At 27.8% G+C, this 22,558-nt stretch carries 16 protein-coding genes; 3 read left to right on the forward strand and 13 right to left on the reverse strand.

From position 1 onward, the window contains the following. Nucleotides 1-150: 150 nt before the first annotated feature. The 7 genes from CHL78_RS01235 to CHL78_RS01265 form a co-directional block, all read right to left on the reverse strand. Nucleotides 151-2,460: a glycoside hydrolase gene (locus CHL78_RS01235; RefSeq protein ID WP_094367984.1), complete on the reverse strand. Its 2,310-nt coding sequence runs from the start codon at nt 2,458-2,460 to the stop codon at nt 151-153. A 51-nt stretch (nt 2,461-2,511) separates the two neighbouring features. Next, nucleotides 2,512-3,411 (reverse strand): glycoside hydrolase family 73 protein, encoded by a 900-nt coding sequence (locus tag CHL78_RS01240; RefSeq protein ID WP_094367983.1) that lies wholly within the window; start codon nt 3,409-3,411, stop codon nt 2,512-2,514. A gap of 149 nt (nt 3,412-3,560) precedes the next feature. Then, on the reverse strand, nt 3,561-4,049 hold the full coding sequence (locus tag CHL78_RS01245) for a dihydrofolate reductase (RefSeq protein ID WP_094367982.1): 489 nt from the start codon (nt 4,047-4,049) through the stop codon (nt 3,561-3,563). A gap of 105 nt (nt 4,050-4,154) precedes the next feature. Further along, the gene (locus CHL78_RS01250; RefSeq protein WP_094367981.1) at nt 4,155-5,531 is read right to left on the reverse strand and encodes a HAMP domain-containing sensor histidine kinase; all 1,377 of its coding nucleotides are present in this window, start codon (nt 5,529-5,531) and stop codon (nt 4,155-4,157) included. After that, nucleotides 5,515-6,171 carry a response regulator transcription factor gene (locus CHL78_RS01255; RefSeq protein ID WP_094367980.1) on the reverse strand — a complete coding sequence of 219 codons (657 nt, stop codon included), beginning with the start codon at nt 6,169-6,171 and terminating at the stop codon, nt 5,515-5,517. The genes CHL78_RS01250 and CHL78_RS01255 overlap by 17 nt, the downstream gene beginning before the upstream one ends. A 143-nt stretch (nt 6,172-6,314) precedes the next feature. Beyond that, on the reverse strand, nt 6,315-8,402 hold the full coding sequence (locus CHL78_RS01260) for a HAMP domain-containing sensor histidine kinase (RefSeq protein WP_094367979.1): 2,088 nt from the start codon (nt 8,400-8,402) through the stop codon (nt 6,315-6,317). 24 nt (nt 8,403-8,426) lie between these two features. Beyond that, nucleotides 8,427-8,633, reverse strand: a complete 207-nt coding sequence (locus CHL78_RS01265) for a hypothetical protein (protein ID WP_094367978.1) — start codon at nt 8,631-8,633, stop codon at nt 8,427-8,429. 434 nt (nt 8,634-9,067) lie between these two features. Here CHL78_RS01265 and CHL78_RS01270 point away from each other — a divergent pair, with 434 nt between their 5' ends. Further along, nucleotides 9,068-9,883 carry an alpha/beta fold hydrolase gene (locus CHL78_RS01270; RefSeq protein ID WP_094367977.1) on the forward strand — a complete coding sequence of 272 codons (816 nt, stop codon included), beginning with the start codon at nt 9,068-9,070 and terminating at the stop codon, nt 9,881-9,883. 144 nt (nt 9,884-10,027) lie between these two features. Here CHL78_RS01270 and CHL78_RS01275 read toward each other — a convergent pair whose 3' ends face one another. Continuing rightward, on the reverse strand, nt 10,028-13,786 hold the full coding sequence (locus tag CHL78_RS01275) for a choice-of-anchor I family protein (protein WP_158540609.1): 3,759 nt from the start codon (nt 13,784-13,786) through the stop codon (nt 10,028-10,030). A gap of 278 nt (nt 13,787-14,064) precedes the next feature. Between CHL78_RS01275 and CHL78_RS01280 the strand changes: the two genes are divergently transcribed. Then, nucleotides 14,065-14,586 (forward strand): GNAT family N-acetyltransferase, encoded by a 522-nt coding sequence (locus tag CHL78_RS01280; RefSeq protein ID WP_094367975.1) that lies wholly within the window; start codon nt 14,065-14,067, stop codon nt 14,584-14,586. 120 nt (nt 14,587-14,706) lie between these two features. On the opposite strand, the gene CHL78_RS01285 is transcribed toward CHL78_RS01280, so the two are convergent. Both CHL78_RS01285 and CHL78_RS01290 read right to left on the reverse strand, forming a co-directional pair. Beyond that, nucleotides 14,707-15,960, reverse strand: coding sequence for a COG1361 family protein (locus tag CHL78_RS01285; RefSeq protein WP_094367974.1), 1,254 nt, complete (start codon nt 15,958-15,960; stop codon nt 14,707-14,709). Between the two features lie 130 nt (nt 15,961-16,090). Beyond that, complete coding sequence (locus tag CHL78_RS01290; RefSeq protein WP_094367973.1) at nt 16,091-16,936, reverse strand: COG1361 family protein; 846 nt, start codon at nt 16,934-16,936, stop codon at nt 16,091-16,093. A gap of 180 nt (nt 16,937-17,116) precedes the next feature. On the opposite strand from CHL78_RS01290, the gene CHL78_RS01295 reads away from it, so the two are divergent. Continuing rightward, nucleotides 17,117-19,654 carry a GEVED domain-containing protein gene (locus CHL78_RS01295; RefSeq protein ID WP_158540610.1) on the forward strand — a complete coding sequence of 846 codons (2,538 nt, stop codon included), beginning with the start codon at nt 17,117-17,119 and terminating at the stop codon, nt 19,652-19,654. Nucleotides 19,655-19,802: 148 nt separating this feature from the next. On the opposite strand, the gene CHL78_RS01300 is transcribed toward CHL78_RS01295, so the two are convergent. The 3 genes from CHL78_RS01300 to CHL78_RS01310 form a co-directional block, all read right to left on the reverse strand. Then, nucleotides 19,803-20,741 (reverse strand): alpha/beta hydrolase, encoded by a 939-nt coding sequence (locus tag CHL78_RS01300; RefSeq protein ID WP_094367971.1) that lies wholly within the window; start codon nt 20,739-20,741, stop codon nt 19,803-19,805. A 229-nt stretch (nt 20,742-20,970) separates the two neighbouring features. After that, nucleotides 20,971-21,870, reverse strand: a complete 900-nt coding sequence (locus tag CHL78_RS01305; RefSeq protein WP_094367970.1) for a choice-of-anchor A family protein — start codon at nt 21,868-21,870, stop codon at nt 20,971-20,973. A gap of 168 nt (nt 21,871-22,038) precedes the next feature. Next, nucleotides 22,039-22,539: a PTS sugar transporter subunit IIA gene (locus CHL78_RS01310; RefSeq protein ID WP_094367969.1), complete on the reverse strand. Its 501-nt coding sequence runs from the start codon at nt 22,537-22,539 to the stop codon at nt 22,039-22,041. Between the last annotated feature and the right edge of the window lie 19 nt (nt 22,540-22,558).

The raw sequence follows: 22,558 nt of genomic DNA on the forward strand, positions 1-22,558 counted from the left end.
TTATACGTTTTAATATCTTATCTGTAAAATTTAGGATGTTATTACTTATAATCAGGTCAGTTGCTAGAGCAACGTGTTAGTCAAATATTTCAAGTTTATAGAATAATAAAAAACACTAAGTTATTAACTTAGTGTTTTTTACTTGATCTTTTAATATACTGTTTTTTCATTTTTGTCATATATCACAAGAGTACCTGCTTTTATAGTGTCTCCTTCATAATCAAAACTACTATCTGAGAAGTTTGCTATTACTTTAACATCACTTCCAAATCTAGTTAATTGAACTAATCTATTATCTGTAAGATATTTAAAGTCAGTCATTTCTTCTTTTATAACTTTTTTATTAAACTTAGTCCATACTTTGTTGTGAGATACTATATCATCTTTATGCTTATCCCACTCTGTTCTGTCTATATGATACATTGGAGGTGTATTATAAAGTACCTCTTTCATCATTCTATTTTTTACTTCATCCTCTATTTTAAAAGTTCCCCATAACCAATGGTACGAACTTACAACTGAATCATTATATACTAATTTAAATAGTGGCACAGAATACTCTGGGTCAATAAATATCTTTTTATAAAGCTCTTTTACTGGTATTTGTTTAGAAAATACTTCTGGCACTCCTCCTGTAGCTGAGTAATATCTACCTACATAATACTTACTTTCTTTATTCTTACTCATATCTTGGTCTACCCAAGAAAATGCTGGAGTCTCTAGACCATGAGCAAATGATATTGTTGTGCTTGCAAAATCATTTCCACCTTCTGAACCTATTACCATTTTTTCCTTGTCTCTTATATAATCCATTCTGTCTAGACGTGCTTTTAAATCTTCTTCTTGCGTTGTTGTATGCTCCTTTGAATAATCATCATATATTTCACCTGTAGCGTCACAATCTATAAACCAAGAATTAAAAGCATATCCATCATTCATTATATCACTTACCCTTGTTTTTACACTAGGAAGTGATAATATTGGGTTTAACTTTCGTCCTTCACCTTGGAATCCTTCTAGTTTTTTGCCTTCTTTATTCTCTACTGTTGCATTTTCATATAAAGACTTATCTTCAAATTTAGCCGTGCTCCATTTTTCTTCACCTGGTTTGTGTATTGAGTGATAAGAGTCATATGGTCCTACTAAGTATCCATATTTATTAGCTTTTTCTACTAGCTCTGGCGACACATATCCAGATTCTATATCATCAAAACCTATCCACGCATTTTCTAGTCCTGAGCTTTTCATTTCATCAAGTACATCTACAGTATTGTACTTTGCCCAGTCATCCACTTTTGTAGTAGCATTTTTCAATTCTGATTTTAATAGTTTTTTATTTAAATTTATAAGTTCAATTTTACTTAACTTATCGATACCTTTTTTTACTTCCTTATTTATAACATCATCTGTATTTTTAAATACATCTGCATTATAAAACTCTTCTAATAGCATAACTGAATTAAGAGCTCTTATTATTTGTGTTTTTTGGTAATTATCTACATAGTCTTGACTCTTTATTTGATCAAACACTGCTATAGATTCTTCTCCATCTTCTACTTTGGTCTTTAGTAATTGTTTTATCCAGTCTTCTAAGTCCTGAGACATATTATCTTTTAGTAGATTCCACTTAATATCCTCTTTTGTTATTATTGATTTATCCCAGAAATATATATGTGGTGCTCCATAAAGCTTTTCAATATTTTTATTATCCTTTGCTTTTTCTTCTAATGTTTTAAACTCGCCCTTTTCAACTATATAATTTTTGTAGGTCTTAGCCATATCTACTATGTTTTTATCTGTTAAATATATTCTAAACCCATACTCCTTATTTTTGTTTATACTTGGGAATTCGTGATCAAATGTAAAATTTATATTATTTTTAGTGTCAAATTCTATTTCATTGTTAAACTTATTTTTAATGATATATGACACCGCGAAGTTATCTTTATTTACAGAGAAAAACTGCATAGAAAAAGATTCTATAACATTATATACTTGTCCATCTAAATATTCCTTGAAATACTTGTCATTACTTGGTATATATTTCCCTTCATGTATTGGAAGAACATAGCTTTCTCCACTTATCTTTGGCCATGAAAATTTTGTTTCTTCTTTAGAGTTTGATTTTATATCAACATCTAAATAGTCATTTTCCTTTGTTATACTTACATCAATATTCTCTTTTGGATATGTCCAAGATATTTCATCCTTAGATTTTTCTAATTTAGATACTTCTCTTTCTTGTAGTGGATCTGATATCTTTTCTGTCTTACCATCTACTTCTACTGATACTTCAAAGGTGTTTGGGTCTACTTCAAAACCAAAATCTAAATTGTTTACTTCTTGCTTAATTTCATTTTTAAGCGTTGTACCTTGATTTGTACAACCTACAAGTGTAGTTCCTATAAGTATACAACTTGTAAGTATACAACTTGTAAGTACAGATATCTTCTTTTTCATATATATCACCTCGTAATTATATTAGCTGGGATTTGTTACAATCATGTTACATCACTTTAGATTTTCACTTTGAACTTCACTATCTATAATCTGAAGATTGTATTGTCTAATTATTTCTATCAATCTACTGGCATATAGCTTCTTTCCGTTTTCATCCATAGCAGTACTATAACCAGCTTTTTCTAAGGCTTTAGCTTGGTATATATAAGTATTCATATCAAATACTCCATTGTTTTTGTATCTTTTATTCTCCGCCAAAAACTTAGCATGATCTTTTAGTGAGTCTCCTTGATTATCATATTTTCTAAATTTATCATTTATCTTAGTATCTTCAAACTCCGTAGTTTCTAAGGTTACCGAGCTTCCACTCCAATATATATCAGCTTTTATTCCAAATAAGTTATTATAATCTTTTGCTAAAGATGACTCTCCCCATCCAGATTCTAATATAGCTTGTGCTATTGTAATAGATGGTAGCACCTTATAAGTCTTATAATTGTCTATTGCGTCATCTTTTAAATTATCTATAAACTTTGTATATTTAGTATCTGCACCTAGCCTTTCTGGTTTTAGTCCAAAGTATTTTAGATCTTCTATATAGTTTGTAACTCTATTCTTTTCTTTTTTCTTCAAATTAAGCTTATCTAAAACTAAATCTAAATTATTTAACTTATATTCATCCGTAGATTCTTCTAAAAATAAATTTGATATATATTTTATTTTATCTGTATCCACACTTTTAAAATTATTTTTTTGTATTACTCCTATTATTGATGCTACATACTTCCAATTTATCTGAGCTTTATTTTCGCTTACTTCATCAGCTATTTCTATAAATTTACTTACATCTAAGTCCTCTGTATTTATTTCTTTCAATGAGTAGTTACTTACTCCTGTATAAAGTGCTACAAGTAGTATAACTACTATTGGTATAAAAATTTTATTTTTCATATATGCTCTCCTTTGTTGTCTTGTATGAGGATATTATAAAATTCTTTTGTTTCATGAATATTACAATATAAAAAATATTTATTTATAAAAAAAATAAACTCTAATAATTATTAGAGTTTATATGTTTATTTAGCTTTATATTTTATTTTTTAATCTCTAAGAACTACATATTCTGCTTTTAAATCTTCTTCTTTAAAATTACAAATATGGCTTTGCTTAGGAAGTATTGATTTTAACTTATTTATTGATATAAAAGTATCAGCATCCTTATACTCATCATCAACAAATGTTACATGGGCTTCGTCCACTAATTTCTTTTCTATAGCTTCATTGTAAACTGCAGCCCCTCCTATAATATAAGTATCTTTATCTAAGTCATCAATATATTCCTTTACTTCTTCTAATGACTTCATAACTTTTGCACCTTCAATACTATCTATTGAATTTGAAAGAACAATATTTTCTCTATTTGGTAGAGGCTTTATAGGTAGTGAATTCCAAGTATTTTTTCCCATTACAACTATATTTCCTGTAGTTAATTCTTTAAAGTTTTTTAAATCATCTTTTATATTATATAAAAGGTCATTATCTTTTCCTATAGCACCCTCTTTATCTACTGCAACTATAATTTTTATCATATATCTTCTCCTTAGTTAGCATTTTCACCCTACTAATTTTTAATTATATATGAAACTTAAAATAAAATGAATATTGCTTTATACTTATATCGAAGTCATCTTTTATTAAAAAATAATGTAAAACTCTATTTTGTTATCATTAACACAAGCTTTATATTCTAAATTGTGAGCTTCTAATATTTCTTTTACTATACTAAGACCAAGGCCAGTACCAGATAATTCTTTACTTCTTGATTTTTCTAATACATAAAAAGGATTCCATATTTTATCTATTTCATCTTCATTTATTTTATTGATTGAATTACTAACAGACAATCGTATTTTATCATTTGTTTTAGATAAAACTACACTTATCTTTTTATCTGTATTGTATTTTATAGCATTAGTAATTAAATTATCTAAAACTATTTCAATACTATCTTCATCTGCACAAATTATAAACTCTTTTTCTTTTATATCTAAATCAAGATTAATACTTTCATCATTTATAATAATTTCATATTTATTTATACATTCAAGTAGCTTATCTCTCAAATCAAACTCGATTAAATTAATCTCTTTTTTCTCATATTTAGCAAAATACAATAACTTATCTATAATCTCTGTCATTCTATCACTTTGTTCTATTATAGTGTCAATATAAGTTCCATCATCAATTCCATCTTGTATACCCATTGCATATACCTTTATAAGTGCAGTAGGTGTTTTTAAATCGTGGGAGGCATTGCCTATAAATACCTTTAAATTTTCATTTCTATTATTTAACTCATTATGAGCTTTTTCTAGACTTATACTCATTTTATTTATACTGTTTGATAGTTCTTCAATTTCATCTCCAGTTTTTATATCTTCTGTTCTAAAATTTAGCTTTTCTATATCCTTTGAAAGTATCTTTATTTTTTCTAAAGGTTTTATAATCCTATCTGACATTATAAATATTAAAATCACTATAATTAATACTGAAAAAGCACCTAATATCATGTTAAATCTGTTTATAATATTTACAGTTTCCTGAGAATGTTCAATAGGTATAGCTAATGCAAATATATAATTATCCTTTAAAATAAATTTTACTAATAAGCTATATTTAAGGTTACCTTGGTTAAATACTCTATTTACACTTTTATTTTTAATATTTTCTAAAGTTTCTTCTGATATCCAAAATTTCTTTGGTATTATACCTTTAAGTCCAAACTCTCTAAGCAAGTCTTCTGTAATAATCTCATTATTATTATTTTCATTTTTTAAATTATTAGCATACACTATTGTTACATTATATTTTTCTTCTATGGATTTTATCTCATTGATAAGTGTACTAGCATCAATACTTTCAATCTGCCTGCCTATGCTGTTTATAATATTCTTTTTCTCATGTAAATAATATCTATGGACAAATTGGCTATTTATAGCAAAAGATATTATAAATACTAATATCACTATTATTGATATACTTATAGATAATTTTTTATTTAGCTTTGTCATTAATATCCTCCAGACTGTATCCCAATCCTCTGTGTGTTAGTATTACATCATCACCAAGCTTTGCTCTAAGCCTTCTTATATGAGTGTCAACTGTTCTAAGACCTCCATAATAATCCATTCCCCATACAATATCTAATAATTTTTCTCGAGATAATATCATACCCTTATTATTAACAAAACACTTTAGAAGTTCTAATTCTGTTTTAGTCAAAATAATTTCCTCTTCACCCTTGTGTACTTTACTTATTCTAAAATCTATTTTTAATTTACCAATATTTAAAGCATCACTGTATCCAATAAGTTTTTTGATTCTTATCATTAATACTCTTGGGTCAAAGGGCTTTCTTATATATTCATCTGCTCCACAGTTTAGTGCTTCTATTTCATCATCTATTAATCCTTTTGATGTTAACATAAGGACCTTGGTGTTACTATTTTCTTTTATTTCTTTGCATACATCTATTCCATCTATATTTGGCATCATCCAGTCTAATATAGCTAAGTCTACTTTATTTTTATAAAATAAATCTAGTGCTTGTTGACCATCTTTTGCAGTAAGTACTGTCATACTATCTTTTTCTAAGTATGCTTTTATTATTTTTAACATACTTAACTCATCATCAGCTACTAATATATTCATGTTCTCACATCTCTTTCTTATACACTTATTCTTATCATTATTTTAATATATATTTGTTACTTTTGTGTTACAATACCTTTTATAAATAACAAAAAGCACTATATTCAAGATTAAATACTCGAATTAGTGCTTTTTATAAAAATTTATTTAACTTCTTTTTCTTGAGATCTAAATTCTATAGAAACCTTGAATAAATCTCCATCTATATCTATATTAAAAATACCACCTTGTATTTTGACTAAATCCCTTGCAATAGCAAGACCAAGTCCACTTCCTTCAGTGTTTCTAGACTCATCTGCTCTTTTAAATCTTTCCATTATCTCATCTGGATTGAAGTTTAGCTCATAAGATGAAATATTTTTCATAGTTAAAATAATATTTTCTTCCTCTTTCTTTAAATCAATATATACTCTTGTGTTGTTAAGTGTATACTTTGATATATTTCCTAAGAGATTTTCTAAAACTCTATAAAGCCTTCTACCATCTGCATAAATATAAGCCTTATCTTCTGGCATATTTAATCTTATATCAAGACTTGCACTTGATAATTTTTCTTCCATTTCTCCTATTGCTTGTCTTAAAAGTTGATTTATCTCTATTGTTTCCATCTTAAGCTCTATATTACCACTACTGGCCTTACTTGCTTCAAATAAATCTTCTATTAATGCCTTTAGACGTTTTGATTTAGAATCTAATACATTGATATAGTCATTAACATGTTCTGGAGTTATATTCTCTTCTTTTTTTATTAATTCAACATAATTTATTATTGAAGTAAGTGGTGTTTTTAAATCATGACTTACATTAGTTATAAGCTCTGATTTCATTCTTTCACTTTTTAATTGCTTATCTATAGCATTATCAAGACCTTGACCTATATTATTTATATCTTTTGCTAGCTCAGTAAATTTGTCATCACCTCTTATATCAATCTTATGATGAAGGTCACCTTCTTTTATTTTCTTAGTACCTTCCATAATATAAACTAGATAGTCTAGCTTTTTTATTATAAATATTGCTAATAATAAAATTGCAATACACGATACAAATGCAATAAATAGTGCAATTACACCTGTCTCATAATAATATCCATTAAAAAATATAGCTACAAAAAATGTTACAAGTAAAATTACTGCAATAAGTCCCAAAGCAATAAAAATTATTTGTCTAGCAAGTGGCATTTGTTTTAATGTATTCTTAGTTATATTCTTTAAAGAAGATACTGTCTTTGTTCCAATTTTTTTAATAAATAATATTATCTTTATAGTCCAGCTATTCTTAATTATGTCTCTTTTTCTATCTAAGTTTTTTACTTGCTTATTAAATAAATATATTATACTAAGCATAGCAAATATAGCTATAAAAGGCGGTATACTTGTAAATAAATTTGAATCTACATTAAAATAATATCCAAACAAGTTTACATATAAAAATAATATAAATAAAAATGCTCCTATTATCATCTCTAATGGGATCATATTATATAACTTCATAAATAAGCTATCTTTAGTAAATATATCTACCTTTATTTTTTTATAAATAAATAGTGAAATTATAAATACTATTAATGATACAATACTCATTATAAAAATTATTTTTATCATTGCTACATTATTACTATATTTTGAATGAAGATCATCTACAATGTCCCACCCCTGATTTGCATTAATTGTTGGATCTTTTGGGAAAGACATGTATATCTCAAAATTTTCTATCCCTGTATTAGATCCCTTATATCTTAACCTATTGGCTTGAGTATTATATGTTTTTGAATCTATCGTTTTAGTATAATATTCATTATAATCTTTAGATATATACTCTACATCACAATAACCCTTTATATTGTTCTTAAAGTCTTCTATATTTTCATAATCTGTATTTGTATAAATTTTATCTGTATCATTATTTTTTACAATAAACTTAACATTTCTATACTCATCAACTATATTTTTTGATGATTTAATTTCATCCTCTGTAAACACCTCTTCATCAGGATGTGCAACCGATGTACTCATATTAAATACTAATGCTCTCATTAAATTATTATCAAACCCAGCAGTTTTATATATCTCACTCTCTATTATTTTTTTATCACTATGCATACTACTTGTATACACACCGTCTGGATTAGCATATATACCAACTAAGTTTGGTACTATTGCTCCAAATATAGATATTGCAACTAGTACAGTAACTAAAAATGTAAATTTAAGTCCTTTACCTACCCTCATTAAAATACCCTTTCGTAATCATATTTAAGATAATACCGTTTTGTATAAAATAAAATTCAAAGAAAAAAGAACTACTAGTATCATAAATAAATCAAATTCTAGAACATGAAAACATATTAATATTCCTAAAGCCTGAGTTATCATAAACATTGCTAGTATAAATAAACAGTTGAACACTAAGCTCTTATTCTTAAAAAATTTTCCACTATAGTTTTTCAATTTAGTTGCCAATTACCCACACCACCTTTAATATACTTTACCCAATTAATTATTTTACCATCTAATTATGAATCGCAACTATATTGTACAAATTAAATTGTTATTCCTTATGTACTTAAATATATTTTGTTATAATATCTAAATTCTATTTCCATATGTATTATACAATATATTTTGTTGTTTCATCATATTTAGAAGTTTTTAGTTAGTCTAATTATGTAAATTTGTTATTATTTCCCTAACAATTATATAATAAGTTACAAATCTTAAGAAATCCTTAACTAAATTCTTAAGATTTTCTTACAATATTATAAATAATTTTTAAATTTTAAGTATGATTGACTTATTTACTATGTTTTTCATAAGTCATATGTTAGACAACTCACATAAATACTTTTTAAAAATAATATATTAATAACTTAAGTTTTTATTATTGGGGGGTATTTATGAGATATTACATTAAAGTAGAAAAAAATGTGAAAATATATGTTGAAGATTTAAATCCAGAATGCTCAAAAACAATTTTATTTGTTCATGGGTGGCCACTAAATCATAATGCTTATGAATATCAATTAAACGTATTATCTAGGTTAGAGTATAGATGTGTAGCTATAGACTTGAGAGGTTATGGTAAATCAGATAGACCATCTTCTGGTTACTTCTATGATACTATGGCAAAAGATATATTTAATGTTATTGAAGCACTTCAGTTAAAAAATGTTACACTAGTGGGTCATTCAATGGGTGGCGCTATCTCTATTAAATATGTATCTAACTACAATTCTCATAATGTTTCTAGACTTTGCTTAATAGGTGCTGCAGCTCCTCAGTGGGTAAAAGATAAAAATTGGCAGTATGGATACACTGGAGAGGAAGTAGATTCATTTATAGAACAAAGTTATAATGATAGGCCTAAATTTATTAGAAGTGTAGCAGATTTATTCTTCTATCAATATACATCTCAGCCTTTTATTGATTGGTTCTGTGATTTATGCTTAGCAGCTTCTGGATGGTCTACAACTCAATCTCTAATGGCGCTAAGAGATGAGTCTTTGTTAAATGACTTAGGTAATGTAAATATCCCTACCCTAATATTACATGGTCTTCATGATAAGGTGTGCCCTTTTGAGTTTGGTCAATATATGAATCAGGCAATTAAGAACTCTAGATTGGTTCCATTAACTGAAAGCGGTCATGCTGCTTTTTATGAACAAAGAGATAAAGTCAATGAGGAGATAATTAACTTTATTAATAATTGTTAATTTTAATATTTTAGCAGAAATAAAATATATAGGAAATTATATTTTGGTAGAGGATACTTTTTAATATAATTTCCTATGTTATATAAATCGCTACATAAAGTTATATGTAACCAATTATATCTTATCTAAATTTGCTATTTGATTTTATTTTTTCTTTTTAAATGTATTTACTACAAATCCAGCTACGGCTGCTATTCCTACTACTGAAAGACCAAACAAACTAGAGTCTCCAGTTTGTGGACTAGTAGTTGTGTTATCTGAAAGTTTATTTCCTTGACTTTCATTTGGTCTTGATGTAGTATCTTGACCAGCACCGGGTTCTTGCTCTTCATCCTGACCTGGATTTTCTGGATTATCACTTGGTGTTTCTTCATCTCCTACTATAGTATTTTTAGATAGTCCAAATAAAGAAACTGTCCCACTTACTTCATTTGCAGCTAAAAGCATTGGCTTACCTGTTGGGCTATCACTTTCTGATATGAAGTTTAGACCTTCTACTCCAAGGTCACCTTGCATATTTCCACTAAAATCACGTGTATTTATATAATCAACAAAGAATGTATTCTGAGGGTCTGTTATGTTATAAGACATTATTCCACCTATACGCTCTAATCCAACAAATGCATAAGTTTCCCCATCAATTTCCCCAACTTTTATATCTTCTGGCTCTGGCCCTTTTTTACCACTACGATTATCTAATTCTAATTCTTTATGACTCGAGTTAAAGTATTCAGGATATAGATCTGATGTTATAGTTTCAAAATCGCTTCCACTATCAAATATTTGAGTCATTGTATCAGCATCCCATATTGAGAATGAACGTCCACCAAATAGATAGTTTACATCTTCATCTACCCCATCTTGCTTAGAAGTATCTAGTACTTCTACGTTCTTTCCATCTATCTTTACCTTACTTACATTAGAATAGTCTCCCCATTCTCTTGAGTCACCTTCGTTTGGTGTAAGTATATAAGTTTTTCCATTTACATCATAAGAAGCTAAGCCATCTGGCATGTATATACCTTGAAGATTCTGAGTTTTTATATTTATTTTTCCATCTTTAATTGCATCTAGTGCATTTGCTTCTTTTGAATGATCTTTAAATCCTAAGCCCTTAATAGATGTAAATTCTTGATTTTCAATATCTAGTGTAGCTATTGCATTAGCTTCTTGTAATGCTACATATGCTTTTTTACCATCACTTGATAAAGTTATATATTCTGGTTCTAAGTCTACAGATGGATTTGTATTTTTATTAAGTAATACTTTATTTGCTATAAGTTCATCTTTTTTACTATCAAATTTAGTAAAATCAACTATGTTTGCTTTAGCTTTATCCACTCCATTTTTAAAATTTATTATACTTACAGACCCTTTTGGATCTACTTTTGAGTCTCCGTAACCTTCTCTTGGCTCACCTTCATCGGCTGTAATTATGTGATTGCCATCTTCTGTGAAAGTTACCATATCAGGTTGTATACCTACACTTATAGATTTTACTAAATTACCATCATAATCTAATAATAATACAGCTCCAGACTTAGTGTAATCTTCTTCTTGAACTGACACTGCAACAAGCTTTTGTTTTGTATTTATATCAACACTTGTTATATCTCCAAATTTAAAATCTTTTATCATATTACTTACATCTAATGATTTATCTTTTTTAGTACTTCCATCTTTATTGATTTTTACTATATCAATAGTTTTTGTAGCTCCATTTACTAAGTACATCTTTTGATTATCTTTGTTGTACTTAACTATTTCTGCTACCCCACCATCTTCACTACTTAATCCTGTAGAGTAACTTGACAGATGAAGAAATCTCAATCCTCTCTCATCAAGTTTTGCTAAGTCTTGTTCTAGTTTTACTAATTTATTAATATTTGTAACTGATTTTTTATCTTGTTCATTTAGTTCTTCGTATAATAATCTAGCTATCTCAACTTTTTCTCTATTAGATAAAGTTATTTTAGATGGTAGCTTCTCTATATAATCTACTACATACTTAGCTGTAAGTTCATTTCCATCATATAACTTTATGTTATTATCTCCTGGTTGATAATCTGTTAATAAACTAGTAATAAAACCTGAAAGTGTTGTTGCAATTGTACTTTCCAAGTCCCCTTCTTTTAATAGATCATCAACAGCCATTCCTACTGCGCCTTGTATTACTACATTTTCAACAGGATTAGGTCCTTGTAGTTCTTTTAGATTTTTCTTTAGTACTGTTGCAAGCATCTTACCTGTTATATCAGAGTTAAGCATGTCATTTTGAAGCGCCTTTATTTCATCTGAATATACTTCGTCTCCTTTGTATACTTGCTTTAAGCAATATGTAACTGCATCCATTAGTTTCCAATTATCATTTATACTTGCTGTTTCTAGTTCTTTTATTGATTTAGTTAACCAATTTTTTATATTTGTTTTTGTAAATACCTCTTCTATTGCTTTATTGCTTTTATCTATGTATAAATATTCATTATTGTTGTCATCTGTTAAGTTTTCTTCAAGTGAAGACTCTTGGCTATTAACTTCTACTTCTTGATTGCTTTCATTTATGTTAGATTCCTCTTGAATCTCTTCACTAGTATTTTCTATTTTTTCTTCTACATCATCTATGCTATTTTCTTCATCCGATCTCTCTTTTAATATTTCTTTGTAAGCCTTTTTAGTATTTTCTTTGATTTCATCTATATTATTATTATTTATTAAATTCTCTAATCCATATGTATTACTAATACTATCTCCACCTAATAATCCTTCTACAACATCTATTAATAATCCACTTACCATAGATGGAATACCATCTTCTAAGAATTTATTTGCATACTCTCTAAAGTTTTCAATACCTTCTATAGATTCAATAAACTTAGATTCAATTTTTATTTTATCTATCCTTTTATCTATTTCAACTTCTCTGTATGGTGATGGAGATGTAGATAATGAACCTGTTTCAATATCTATGATAGTATTTCCATTTGCAGTCTTTTCTGACTGAACTATATCTTGAGCGTGGAAATGTCCAGTAAATACATAATTCATACCAGCATCGGCAAGTTTAGTTGAAGCATTTTTATAGTTTTCTACTACATATGGTGAGAACACTGTAGCTTGTCCTTCAAAGTGCTCAAGTAATCCATAATGCATCATACCAATTATTTCGTCTCCAGCTTTTTTAGCTTCTTCAACTTGTTTTAATACCCATTTTAAAGTATCTTCTTCTATTACTCCGCCCGTTTGTTGTTTGTAAGCTTCTTCTTTTGTCTCTCCGTAAACTGCTGCATCTATTGCAATTAATCTATATCCATCTTTAAGCTTTGCGACATATGATAAAGAGTTTGGATCTTGTGCTAAAGCTTGCTCATATCCGAAGTCTTTATATATTTCTTTAAATTCTCCAGGTAGTATGCTATCTACATTTTCAACCTTATCTTTAGGATTTCCATTTTCATCTACCCCATCAGCCACAAACTTTACAGATACTCCATCAGGCATATTAATATCATGATTTCCGTTTATTACAAATACTTCTTTGCCTGCATCTTCTAGTTTCTTTATTTTAGAAGCAAATAGCTCATGAGATTCTCTCTCTCCATCTTTAGTCAGATCTCCTGGTACTATTACTATTTCGCTATCAGATTTTAGTATATTATCAATTGCAGCATCTAGTATTCTCTCGCTCTCGGCTAACATTTTTCTATCACCTGCTACATAATCTTGATAGTTGTTCCCCTTATTTCCGATAAATTCTTCTGGCAGCAAATGTGGATCTGAGAATACCGAAACTTTTACTATATCCTCTCCCTTAGCTGGAGCTGCAATTACCGTGTTAGTTAATACTGATGATGATAGCATTAAAGTAGCCATACCTGTACTTAAGATTCTTGACGATTTTTTCATTTTTCTCCCCCAATAAATAAAAGTTTTGCACATTTATGCATATTTTCTATTTCTTTTCCTATATCTTCATTATATATTTATAAATCGACTTTATTGTTAAGATGGGGTTAGGTGCTCGTTAATATTTAGTGTAATTGTTAAGAGTTAAATCAAAATGTTAATTCTTAGCTTAATTAATACCCAATACAAGAGATAAGTGTTAATTAATATTTTGTTATGTTAATATAAGAAGGTATTAATGATAGAATGATATTTTTATATTAGACATGGGGGTTATAATGAACATAATTTTAAGAAAGCTACAAAGTAATGATAGAAATTATTTTTATAAATGGATAAAAGATAAAGATGTAATAAGATATTCCTTAACTTTATTCCAAAACTTAAAAACTGATGAAGATATATCAAATTGGTTTGATACTGTATTAGAAGACAAGAAGTCATATAGCCTAGGAATTTATGACAATACTAATAAAACTTTGCTTGGATATGCTGGAATAAGTGCAATAAGCCAAGTTAATAATAGTGGTGAGTATTTTATTTTTATCGGTGATAAATCTTATCACGGTAAGGGTGTAGGTACTTATGTTACTAAGGAGATTATAAGATTAGGATTTGAAGAGTTAAGTTTAAATAGAATAATGCTAACAGCAGCAGAAAAAAATATTGGAGCTATCAAAGCTTATAAAAAAGCTGGTTTTATATATGAAGGCTGCATGAAAGAAGCATTTTTTAGAGATGATGAGTACTCTAACAAAGTTATTATGGGATTAGTTAAAAGCGACTACAAATCTTATTAAGAAAATTATCATAATCGTTAACATCTCTATATGCTATACTAGATAGCATTTAAAATCAAAAATAATCTTAATATAAAAATAAAAACACAAAGCTAGCTTCGTGTTTTTATTTTTATCCATTTATATTATCAGAAGCTCTATGGCTAGATTACCGTATACCTTTATATTTGTATTATTTATAAATTTATAGCATAAATCATAGGTATCAATCTTTATTATTTTTGTATCATCATATTTGTAATCATTAGGTAGCTTTACTTTTTTATTAAAGTTTTGTTTTATAGATACACAACTAAGTTTATTAATACTTATGTCATAATAAATAATCTTATATATAATAAATCCATCAAGTACTACTTCATTGTACTTAATACCATGAAGTAACTTATAGTCTTTTACTAGTATATTTGATTTTATTTTTTCAATATTATAGTAATTTTCAAAATCACAAAGAATAATATCATCATTAAAATATGGCTTTAATATTATTAGCTTTTCTACTTTTAAATCAATACTATATCTATCTGAAATTATTTTATCATACTGTGTTTCCAAATTATAAGTTGCATAAATACTTGACGTTAATTTTGATATCTCATCATTAATCAGCTTAATCTCATACTCTATATAATGTGTATCACCTGGTTTTAAATCTTCTAATCTTAATCCTTTTCTTAAATCTACTTTGTACACATTTTTCTTATTCACTTTGATTTTATTCATATCTAGTTTTGCTTGTATAGGTAAATCTAAAAATATATTTAATTCTTTAAGAATTAATTTTCCTGTATTTGTAATAGTAGTATTAAATTTCACCTTTTTATTTTTGCTTATAGTAATCGAGCTTGATATTAGACTAATACCTATATTGCTATTTGATGTATTTATAGTTACTAAATTACTATCTATACTTTCTCTTGCTGTAATATCTTGATTTGAGAAACTGTATATACAATTACCTTGACTCACTATCTTTCCAAAGTCTGGGTTATTAATTAGTTTTACTTTAAATGAAATCTGCTTCATCTCGTTTGGATCTAATCTTGATATTTTAATTCCATTATTTATACTTTCATCTTTATAAATTTTGTTATCTATTTTAATACTGTTATCTATAAACTTAAGATTTTCATCTATTTTTTCACTAATATTAATATTTTCAACTGTTGTATTATATCCATTTATTATAATAAAGATATAGTCAAATACTTCTCCAACAGCTACATTTGAAGTACTTGATATTTTTATAAATTTTAATTTATCATATTCTTTTGGACCTATTGGTATATTTCCTTTTATTGTTTCTTTTTTTATCTCAGAACTTCCAAGCTCATATTCATAGGTTATATTAGGCATAGTCGTAATTTTTTTCATACCTTTACCCTATATACATTCCATATTTTACATAAATCTAATATAAACTTCATATACTTCCCACCTTTAAAACCTTTGCTTTATACTGTAATATCTTATGAATTTTCCCATAACTTAGTTACAGGTATAGTTAGCAATTAATTTTTCCTTGAATGGTAATAGTTGTGGTTGGAATAACTTCGCTAATCTTTGCTGGTACACTAATTCCATTTATATATAAAACTGAATCTACAATACTTGCACTTACATTAGTTCCATCTATTAAACTTCCATTTATCTTTATATTTTGAGTTAATGATGTTGGGTATATGTTAAATAGATCATCTATCTTATCTGATACCTTAAGATTTATTACTGGTACATTTCCTTTATTCTGTATTATAATTTGATAGTCCATATTATCATTACATTGAATATTAGTCTTACCTTTTTTATCTACTATTTTGTTTATCTCAACTACTGCATAGTTGTAAGTTGTACTTACTATATTTGATGGTGTTGTTACTGAATTGTATAAGGCATTTGCTATGTTATTTACTATGATTCCCGGATATATACTTGATGGTGGTGAGGCTTTAAAACTGATTGTTGCTACACTTCTTGCACTTAGTAGCAAAATATTCACATTTATACTGCTATTGCTTGAAGTATTTATATAATCTATATTATTAGTGGAATTTGTCTTATTAATCAATACATCCATACTATTTTTAAGATAAGTACATCCATTTTGTAGCACATCAGTTATAACTACTCCCTTTGCATCTATATCAGTATTGTTGACTACTGTGATAGTATAGGATAATTCTTCATCTTTTCCTAGATATTTTGAGGATGAGGATTTGTATATTAAAATATCTGCCATATCTACGTTTGTAGTTACTGTATTGCTTAGTATTGTATTAGTTACTATATCAGAAGCCAATGTATAAGCATAGCTACATTGCGCTACATTGTTAATTATTTTTGTAGCCATAACTTCCTCCTTATTTTTAATTTACTAAGGTTTCATACATTTTATTATATTCAAAGTATCTTCAATTTGACATTTTCTACTATAAATTAATAATTTTCTTATTTATTTATATAAACTGATGTCATAATAATTTTTCATTTAATATTATAAGAATATAACCTTACTAAGGAGATGAATCTTATGAAATTTATTGTGAGTTTATATAATGATAAAAATTCAAACGGTAAAGTAGATCCTACATCTGAAATTTTGAGAAATACAAGTGGGTATATTATTTTAGAAGATGTTACTACAATCCCTAATTCGCATCATGGATACACTGCTACCATAGTCAACGGAATTGCTACATTTACAGATATAGGACCTAGGTCTTCAAATAATGTTTTTTCTACGATGAGTTATAATATTTATACAACAAGTATTGCTCCAGATACTGTTGTTGCTGATAGTATACCAGCATCACTGACTGGTTCTAGTCCATCATATATAAAATTTAGTGCTACTACATTAGCTAATTTAGCTGTCCCTCTAAATTGTACAAAACCAGAAGAATATCCAAAACAATTATCTATTAACAGTAATTCTCAAAAGACCGAAACTTATAACTATCCTATTAAATACAATCTAGACTTAAGCTCAGGAGCTACTATTCAATCTAGGGTGTTTAATGATAAAGACAAAGATGGAGTATTTAATAATTCAGATACACTAATACCTAATATATACTTAACACTTAAAGGATTTATTAATAGTACTACAATAACTGAGTGTATTTCAAGACCAACAATATCAACAACTACAATATCAAATGATGCAATTACTACATTTAAGATAAAAAATCCGGGAACATATTACTTGTATGAAACAAACACACCTTTATTTGGAAGTGTTGCTGATTCAGTGTTTGATAGTGAATACGATCCTCCTATTATAAATTCTCTGCCAACTACACAAAGACAATATAAAATAAGTGTTACAAGTAATCAAATTAATACAAACTCTACTATTTCTATAGATTTTGGACATGGATACTTTTCATCATATCCTAATAATAATGTTACTTACCTTAGTCTTTATAAGAATGATACCGCTCCAACTACTGTTACATCATTAGATATTGTAACAGGAAGTAAATACTCTGAGGCTCTTTATAGCGGTAAAAAACTTAATGCTCTAGGCTTTAATTCAAGAGAAGGTCTTATATATGCTTGTGACAATACTCAAAACAAACCTACAAAATATTATAGAATAGAAAATGATACTAATAAAACTATAAGCGAGGTAAATTTTTTAATAGATAAAAGTAGTGAAAGTAAATGGATTCCTATCAATTCACTTATTTCAACTATGGGTTGTTTTGACCCACTTGGTAATTATTATATTAATCAGATGGACCCTGGTTCTATATTAAGCTTGTTGATAGGTTTAAGCATATCTTGCCAAAAGATAAATTTAAATCCTTTTAGCTTAAAATACGGATACGTTTATCCATTTACGCTACCATCAATATCACTTCTTGGTATAAATCTGTATCCATTTAGTGATTGGATTTGGAATAAGTTAGACAATAAATTATATGCTTTTAATAAAAACTCAAATCAAGTTGTTTCATTTACTCTTGATAGCTCTCTTAATGTTACATTAAATAATATCACTACTGATATAACAGGTATCTTATCTTCATTACCACTTCTTGATAAAAAAACTAATATTGTTGGTATGATATTTGATCCTATAGGAAGTATGTATTTAATAGATTCTAATTTCAATCTATATAGAGTTTTTTTAAATACACCAGGTTCTAAAACTATAGAGTATATGACGAAATTTTCAAATCTTGAGGGAACTGGAGATGGTGCATCTAGCGGTGAGATGCCAATACTCATTGATTTTGGAAATGCTCCTGAGGATGGATCTACCTCTAACTCTGCTAATTATAAGTCATCGCTAAAATCTAGCTCAAACGGACCAAGACACAGTATCACTAATAAGATTTTCTTAGGTAATACTGTACTTCCTGAAGCCGATGTAACTACTGAGATAAATCCAATAGATAATGATTCTTTACTAACAAGCTTGCTAGTACTCGATCCACATGCCAGAGTTTTTACTATACCAAGTATCATATATAATAATACTGGTAAAACTGCTAATCTATATGCTTGGCTTGATTTTAATACCAACGGAATATTTGAAGTTAATGAGTGCTTTTCAACTACTATTGCTTCAAGTAGCAAGAAACAGAGCGTTAATTTGTCTTTCAATAAAATTGATAATACTTTTCCTTCAAAGAAAAATACTTATCTTAGAATAAGGCTTACTTCGGATAACTTGTCTATAGGAAGTGCTACTGGAACATCGGAAGATCCAAGGTCATTAGGTCCTGCTTCTGATGGAGAAGTTGAAGATTATAGATTAGTACTACAACCTTCCCCTGTAATTAATTGTATAAAATCTGTATATCCTAGTGCCTCGGTGGTTATTGGAGATACTCTTACTTATACTATGACAATAAGTAATTCTGGTTCTGTTTATGTTAGTAATCTAGTTGTAACTAATACTTTGCCCAACTCTACAAAGTGGGTTAGTGGAGTTTACTCAAGAAATAATATTATAACTACAATAGTAAGTGATAATTTACTTGCTTTAGGTGTTACTATACCAACATTAAATCCTCATGAATATATTATATTTACCTACACTGTTACAGTAATATAGATAGTGATATTTATATGGTTTATATGTTATAGATATTGAATTTTAAATATCTATAATATAAAAGGGTAATAAGTATTGATTTTAACTAATCACATTACTTATTACCCTTTTAGTATTTTGCTAAATTAAATAAATATATTTTAAGACTTTACTTTACATACTTGTTTAAGAAGTTTTCTACTGTAGACCAATATAACTCTGGATTTACTAAGTCAGCTTCAGCATGACCAGCACCTTCTATAGTTAACTTTTCTTTTTCTGATTTAGTATTTTCATATAATTCATCCATCATATAGTATGGAACAAAATCATCTTTATCTCCGTGAATAAATAATATTGGCAATTCAGCTTTTTTAACTTGATCTATGGCAGAAGCTTCTCCTAACCAGTAACCAGCTCTTATTTTTGTTACTACACTAGAAGCATTCATTACTGGGAATGATGGCAAGTTAAACAGTTCCTTTAACTGATAAGTAAATTCGTTCCAAACAGATGTGTATGCACAATCTGCAACTATAGATTTTACATTAGAAGGTAGCTTCTCTCCCGATACCATAAGTACTGTAGCTGCTCCCATTGAAGTCCCATGTAAAACTATTTCAGAATCTTTATCAGATTCTATAATTAAATTAATCCAATCTATTATATCTTTTCTATCATCCCATCCCATACCGATGTAGTCGCCTTCACTTTTTCCATGAGCTCTTAAGTCTGGAATTAATACGTTATACCCCATATCATATAAATGTTTTGCTTTTGAACTAGTTGTCTCTCCTTCACTAGTGTATCCATGAACAACAACAGCCCATTTATTAGTCTTGTTTTTGTTCATCATTTTATATCCATGTAGCTTAAGATCATCAAATGAATTCATATAAACATCTTCATATCCTGATGTATTTAAAAGCCACTCTACATCCTCTTTTACTTCCAATCCATTGTCGTCATCTTCACCAAATATAGCATCTTTTGATGTATGTGGATTTATTGCTAAATCATAAAAATAATTGCCTATATAGCCTAATCCACCAATTAAAATTGCTAATATTACTATTATTATACCAATGATAATACTCTTTTTCTTCATGTATATTCTCCCTCATAATTATTGCTAGTATTATTACCTGGTACCATAATATCATTTTTTGTCGAATATTCCAAGTGAAATATATAAACTAGATATTTTATCCAATTTAGCTTATTAATATGTATGAATATACCTTTAGTAAATTTATTTTATTACATAGATGATAGTTAATAACTAAAAAACACTGCAACTATTTTTAGTTACAGTGTTTTAACATCAAATCTATACTCTACTCAAAAACACATGCATTAAATTTTGGCAACTTTTTGTCAAACAAATAACTATCTACAGCTTTACCATATTCATAGTAATTACTATAATCATAAGAGTCAATTTGTCCACATATATCTTTAAAAATCAAGTTTCCTTTTATATTAGGATGTTTCACCATTTTTGCAGTTGCCCATGGTGCTAAAAAGCTACCTGGTATGATAAAATCATTATATCCTCTAGCTATTATTTCTAAATCCAGTAACTCAGAAAAATTCCATATCATTGATTTTATTTCTTCTAGAGAAGGCTCTCTTGAATTTCTAGTAATTAACATATCATTTTCATCTGTCTTTTCCATTTTAACCTTTTCACCACATACATTTATCAATATTTTTGCTGAATTAGGTGCGATAATATCTATAGATTTTGCTGATTCCAAGCAATATCCATCAACATAGAATATATTAAAGTAATCATCTGTACCTATTAACTTTAAGTTGTTATCTTCTATTAATATCACTGTATTACAGTCTAGGGTTGCTAAGAATCTTGATGTACTTTTTAAAAATCTACCTGCACTTTTAAAATTAACTATTGTCTTTTCTACTGGTTGATAAGAGGAAGAATTACAATTTTTCATCGTATATTTTATTAAATTATCTTTATTATAGATAATACTGTTTCCATTTTTATTGCTCCCATTTGTAATAGTCATTTTACCTCCAACTATCAAATCTGCACGTGCTTTAGATGGGCTTAATGACTCTCCAATACAAGCTTCATTAATAGTTGCATCTCCTCCAATAGCCACTCTCCCATTAATGTGTGGTCCTTCTAAATTCTTAGCATTACCTAAAATGAACATATTATATACACTTGCAATACCTAGACTTTTAGAAATTTCATTATCTCCCACAACTTCACCTCCAAAAATAATTTGTATTAGCAGTTATTACTGCGCTAATATAATATTATATTCCGACAAATTGTTATTGTTACTTCTAAAATAACTCAACATTTCCAATAAAAAAAGTCATATCTCAATATAGCAACTATTGAGATATGACTTTTTTACAAAATATATTTATAATATTTCTATTCTATTTTCTTCTTTAGCATGTACTTTCCCAGGTAATACTTTTACAGCTTTATTTTCTTCAAGATTAGTAAATATTACTGCACTAATATGAGATTTTGCATTTTTCTTAATAAAATCTAAGTCCATATTAATTAGCTTATCTCCTGCCTTTACTCTATCTAAAGCTTTGACAAGTACCTCAAAACCTTCCCCCTGTAAACCAACAGTATCTATTCCAATATGAATAAGTACTTCTAGACCTTCATCAGTTTTAAGTCCAATTGCATGCTTAGTATCAAATATCATCTCTACTGTTCCGCTTACAGGAGATAATATATTTCCATCACTTGGATTTATACCAAATCCATCTCCCATCATCTTAGTCGAAAATACTTGATCTGGTACTGACTCTATATTAAGTAGTTCACCATTTACAGGGACCAATATCTCATTTTTATTTGAATTCTCTTCACTTTTAGATTTTTTAAATACATCAAATAACCCCATCTTCTCAATCTCCTAAGCA

It is taken from the genome of Romboutsia weinsteinii (assembly GCF_002250835.2).
Taxonomy (GTDB): domain Bacteria; phylum Bacillota; class Clostridia; order Peptostreptococcales; family Peptostreptococcaceae; genus Romboutsia_A; species Romboutsia_A weinsteinii.

Bases quoted from the DNA above. Each gene is read 5' to 3' on its own strand.
- CHL78_RS01235 (WP_094367984.1), bottom strand. From the start codon at position 2,460: ATGAAAAAGAAGATATCTGTACTTACAAGTTGTATACTTACAAGTTGT.
- CHL78_RS01240 (WP_094367983.1), bottom strand. From the start codon at position 3,411: ATGAAAAATAAAATTTTTATACCAATAGTAGTTATACTACTTGTAGCA.
- CHL78_RS01245 (WP_094367982.1), bottom strand. From the start codon at position 4,049: ATGATAAAAATTATAGTTGCAGTAGATAAAGAGGGTGCTATAGGAAAA.
- CHL78_RS01250 (WP_094367981.1), bottom strand. From the start codon at position 5,531: ATGACAAAGCTAAATAAAAAATTATCTATAAGTATATCAATAATAGTG.
- CHL78_RS01255 (WP_094367980.1), bottom strand. From the start codon at position 6,171: ATGAATATATTAGTAGCTGATGATGAGTTAAGTATGTTAAAAATAATA.
- CHL78_RS01260 (WP_094367979.1), bottom strand. From the start codon at position 8,402: ATGAGGGTAGGTAAAGGACTTAAATTTACATTTTTAGTTACTGTACTA.
- CHL78_RS01270 (WP_094367977.1), top strand. From the start codon at position 9,068: ATGAGATATTACATTAAAGTAGAAAAAAATGTGAAAATATATGTTGAA.
- CHL78_RS01275 (WP_158540609.1), bottom strand. From the start codon at position 13,786: ATGAAAAAATCGTCAAGAATCTTAAGTACAGGTATGGCTACTTTAATG.
- CHL78_RS01280 (WP_094367975.1), top strand. From the start codon at position 14,065: ATGAACATAATTTTAAGAAAGCTACAAAGTAATGATAGAAATTATTTT.
- CHL78_RS01285 (WP_094367974.1), bottom strand. From the start codon at position 15,960: ATGAAAAAAATTACGACTATGCCTAATATAACCTATGAATATGAGCTT.
- CHL78_RS01290 (WP_094367973.1), bottom strand. From the start codon at position 16,936: ATGGCTACAAAAATAATTAACAATGTAGCGCAATGTAGCTATGCTTAT.
- CHL78_RS01295 (WP_158540610.1), top strand. From the start codon at position 17,117: ATGAAATTTATTGTGAGTTTATATAATGATAAAAATTCAAACGGTAAA.
- CHL78_RS01300 (WP_094367971.1), bottom strand. From the start codon at position 20,741: ATGAAGAAAAAGAGTATTATCATTGGTATAATAATAGTAATATTAGCA.
- CHL78_RS01310 (WP_094367969.1), bottom strand. From the start codon at position 22,539: ATGGGGTTATTTGATGTATTTAAAAAATCTAAAAGTGAAGAGAATTCA.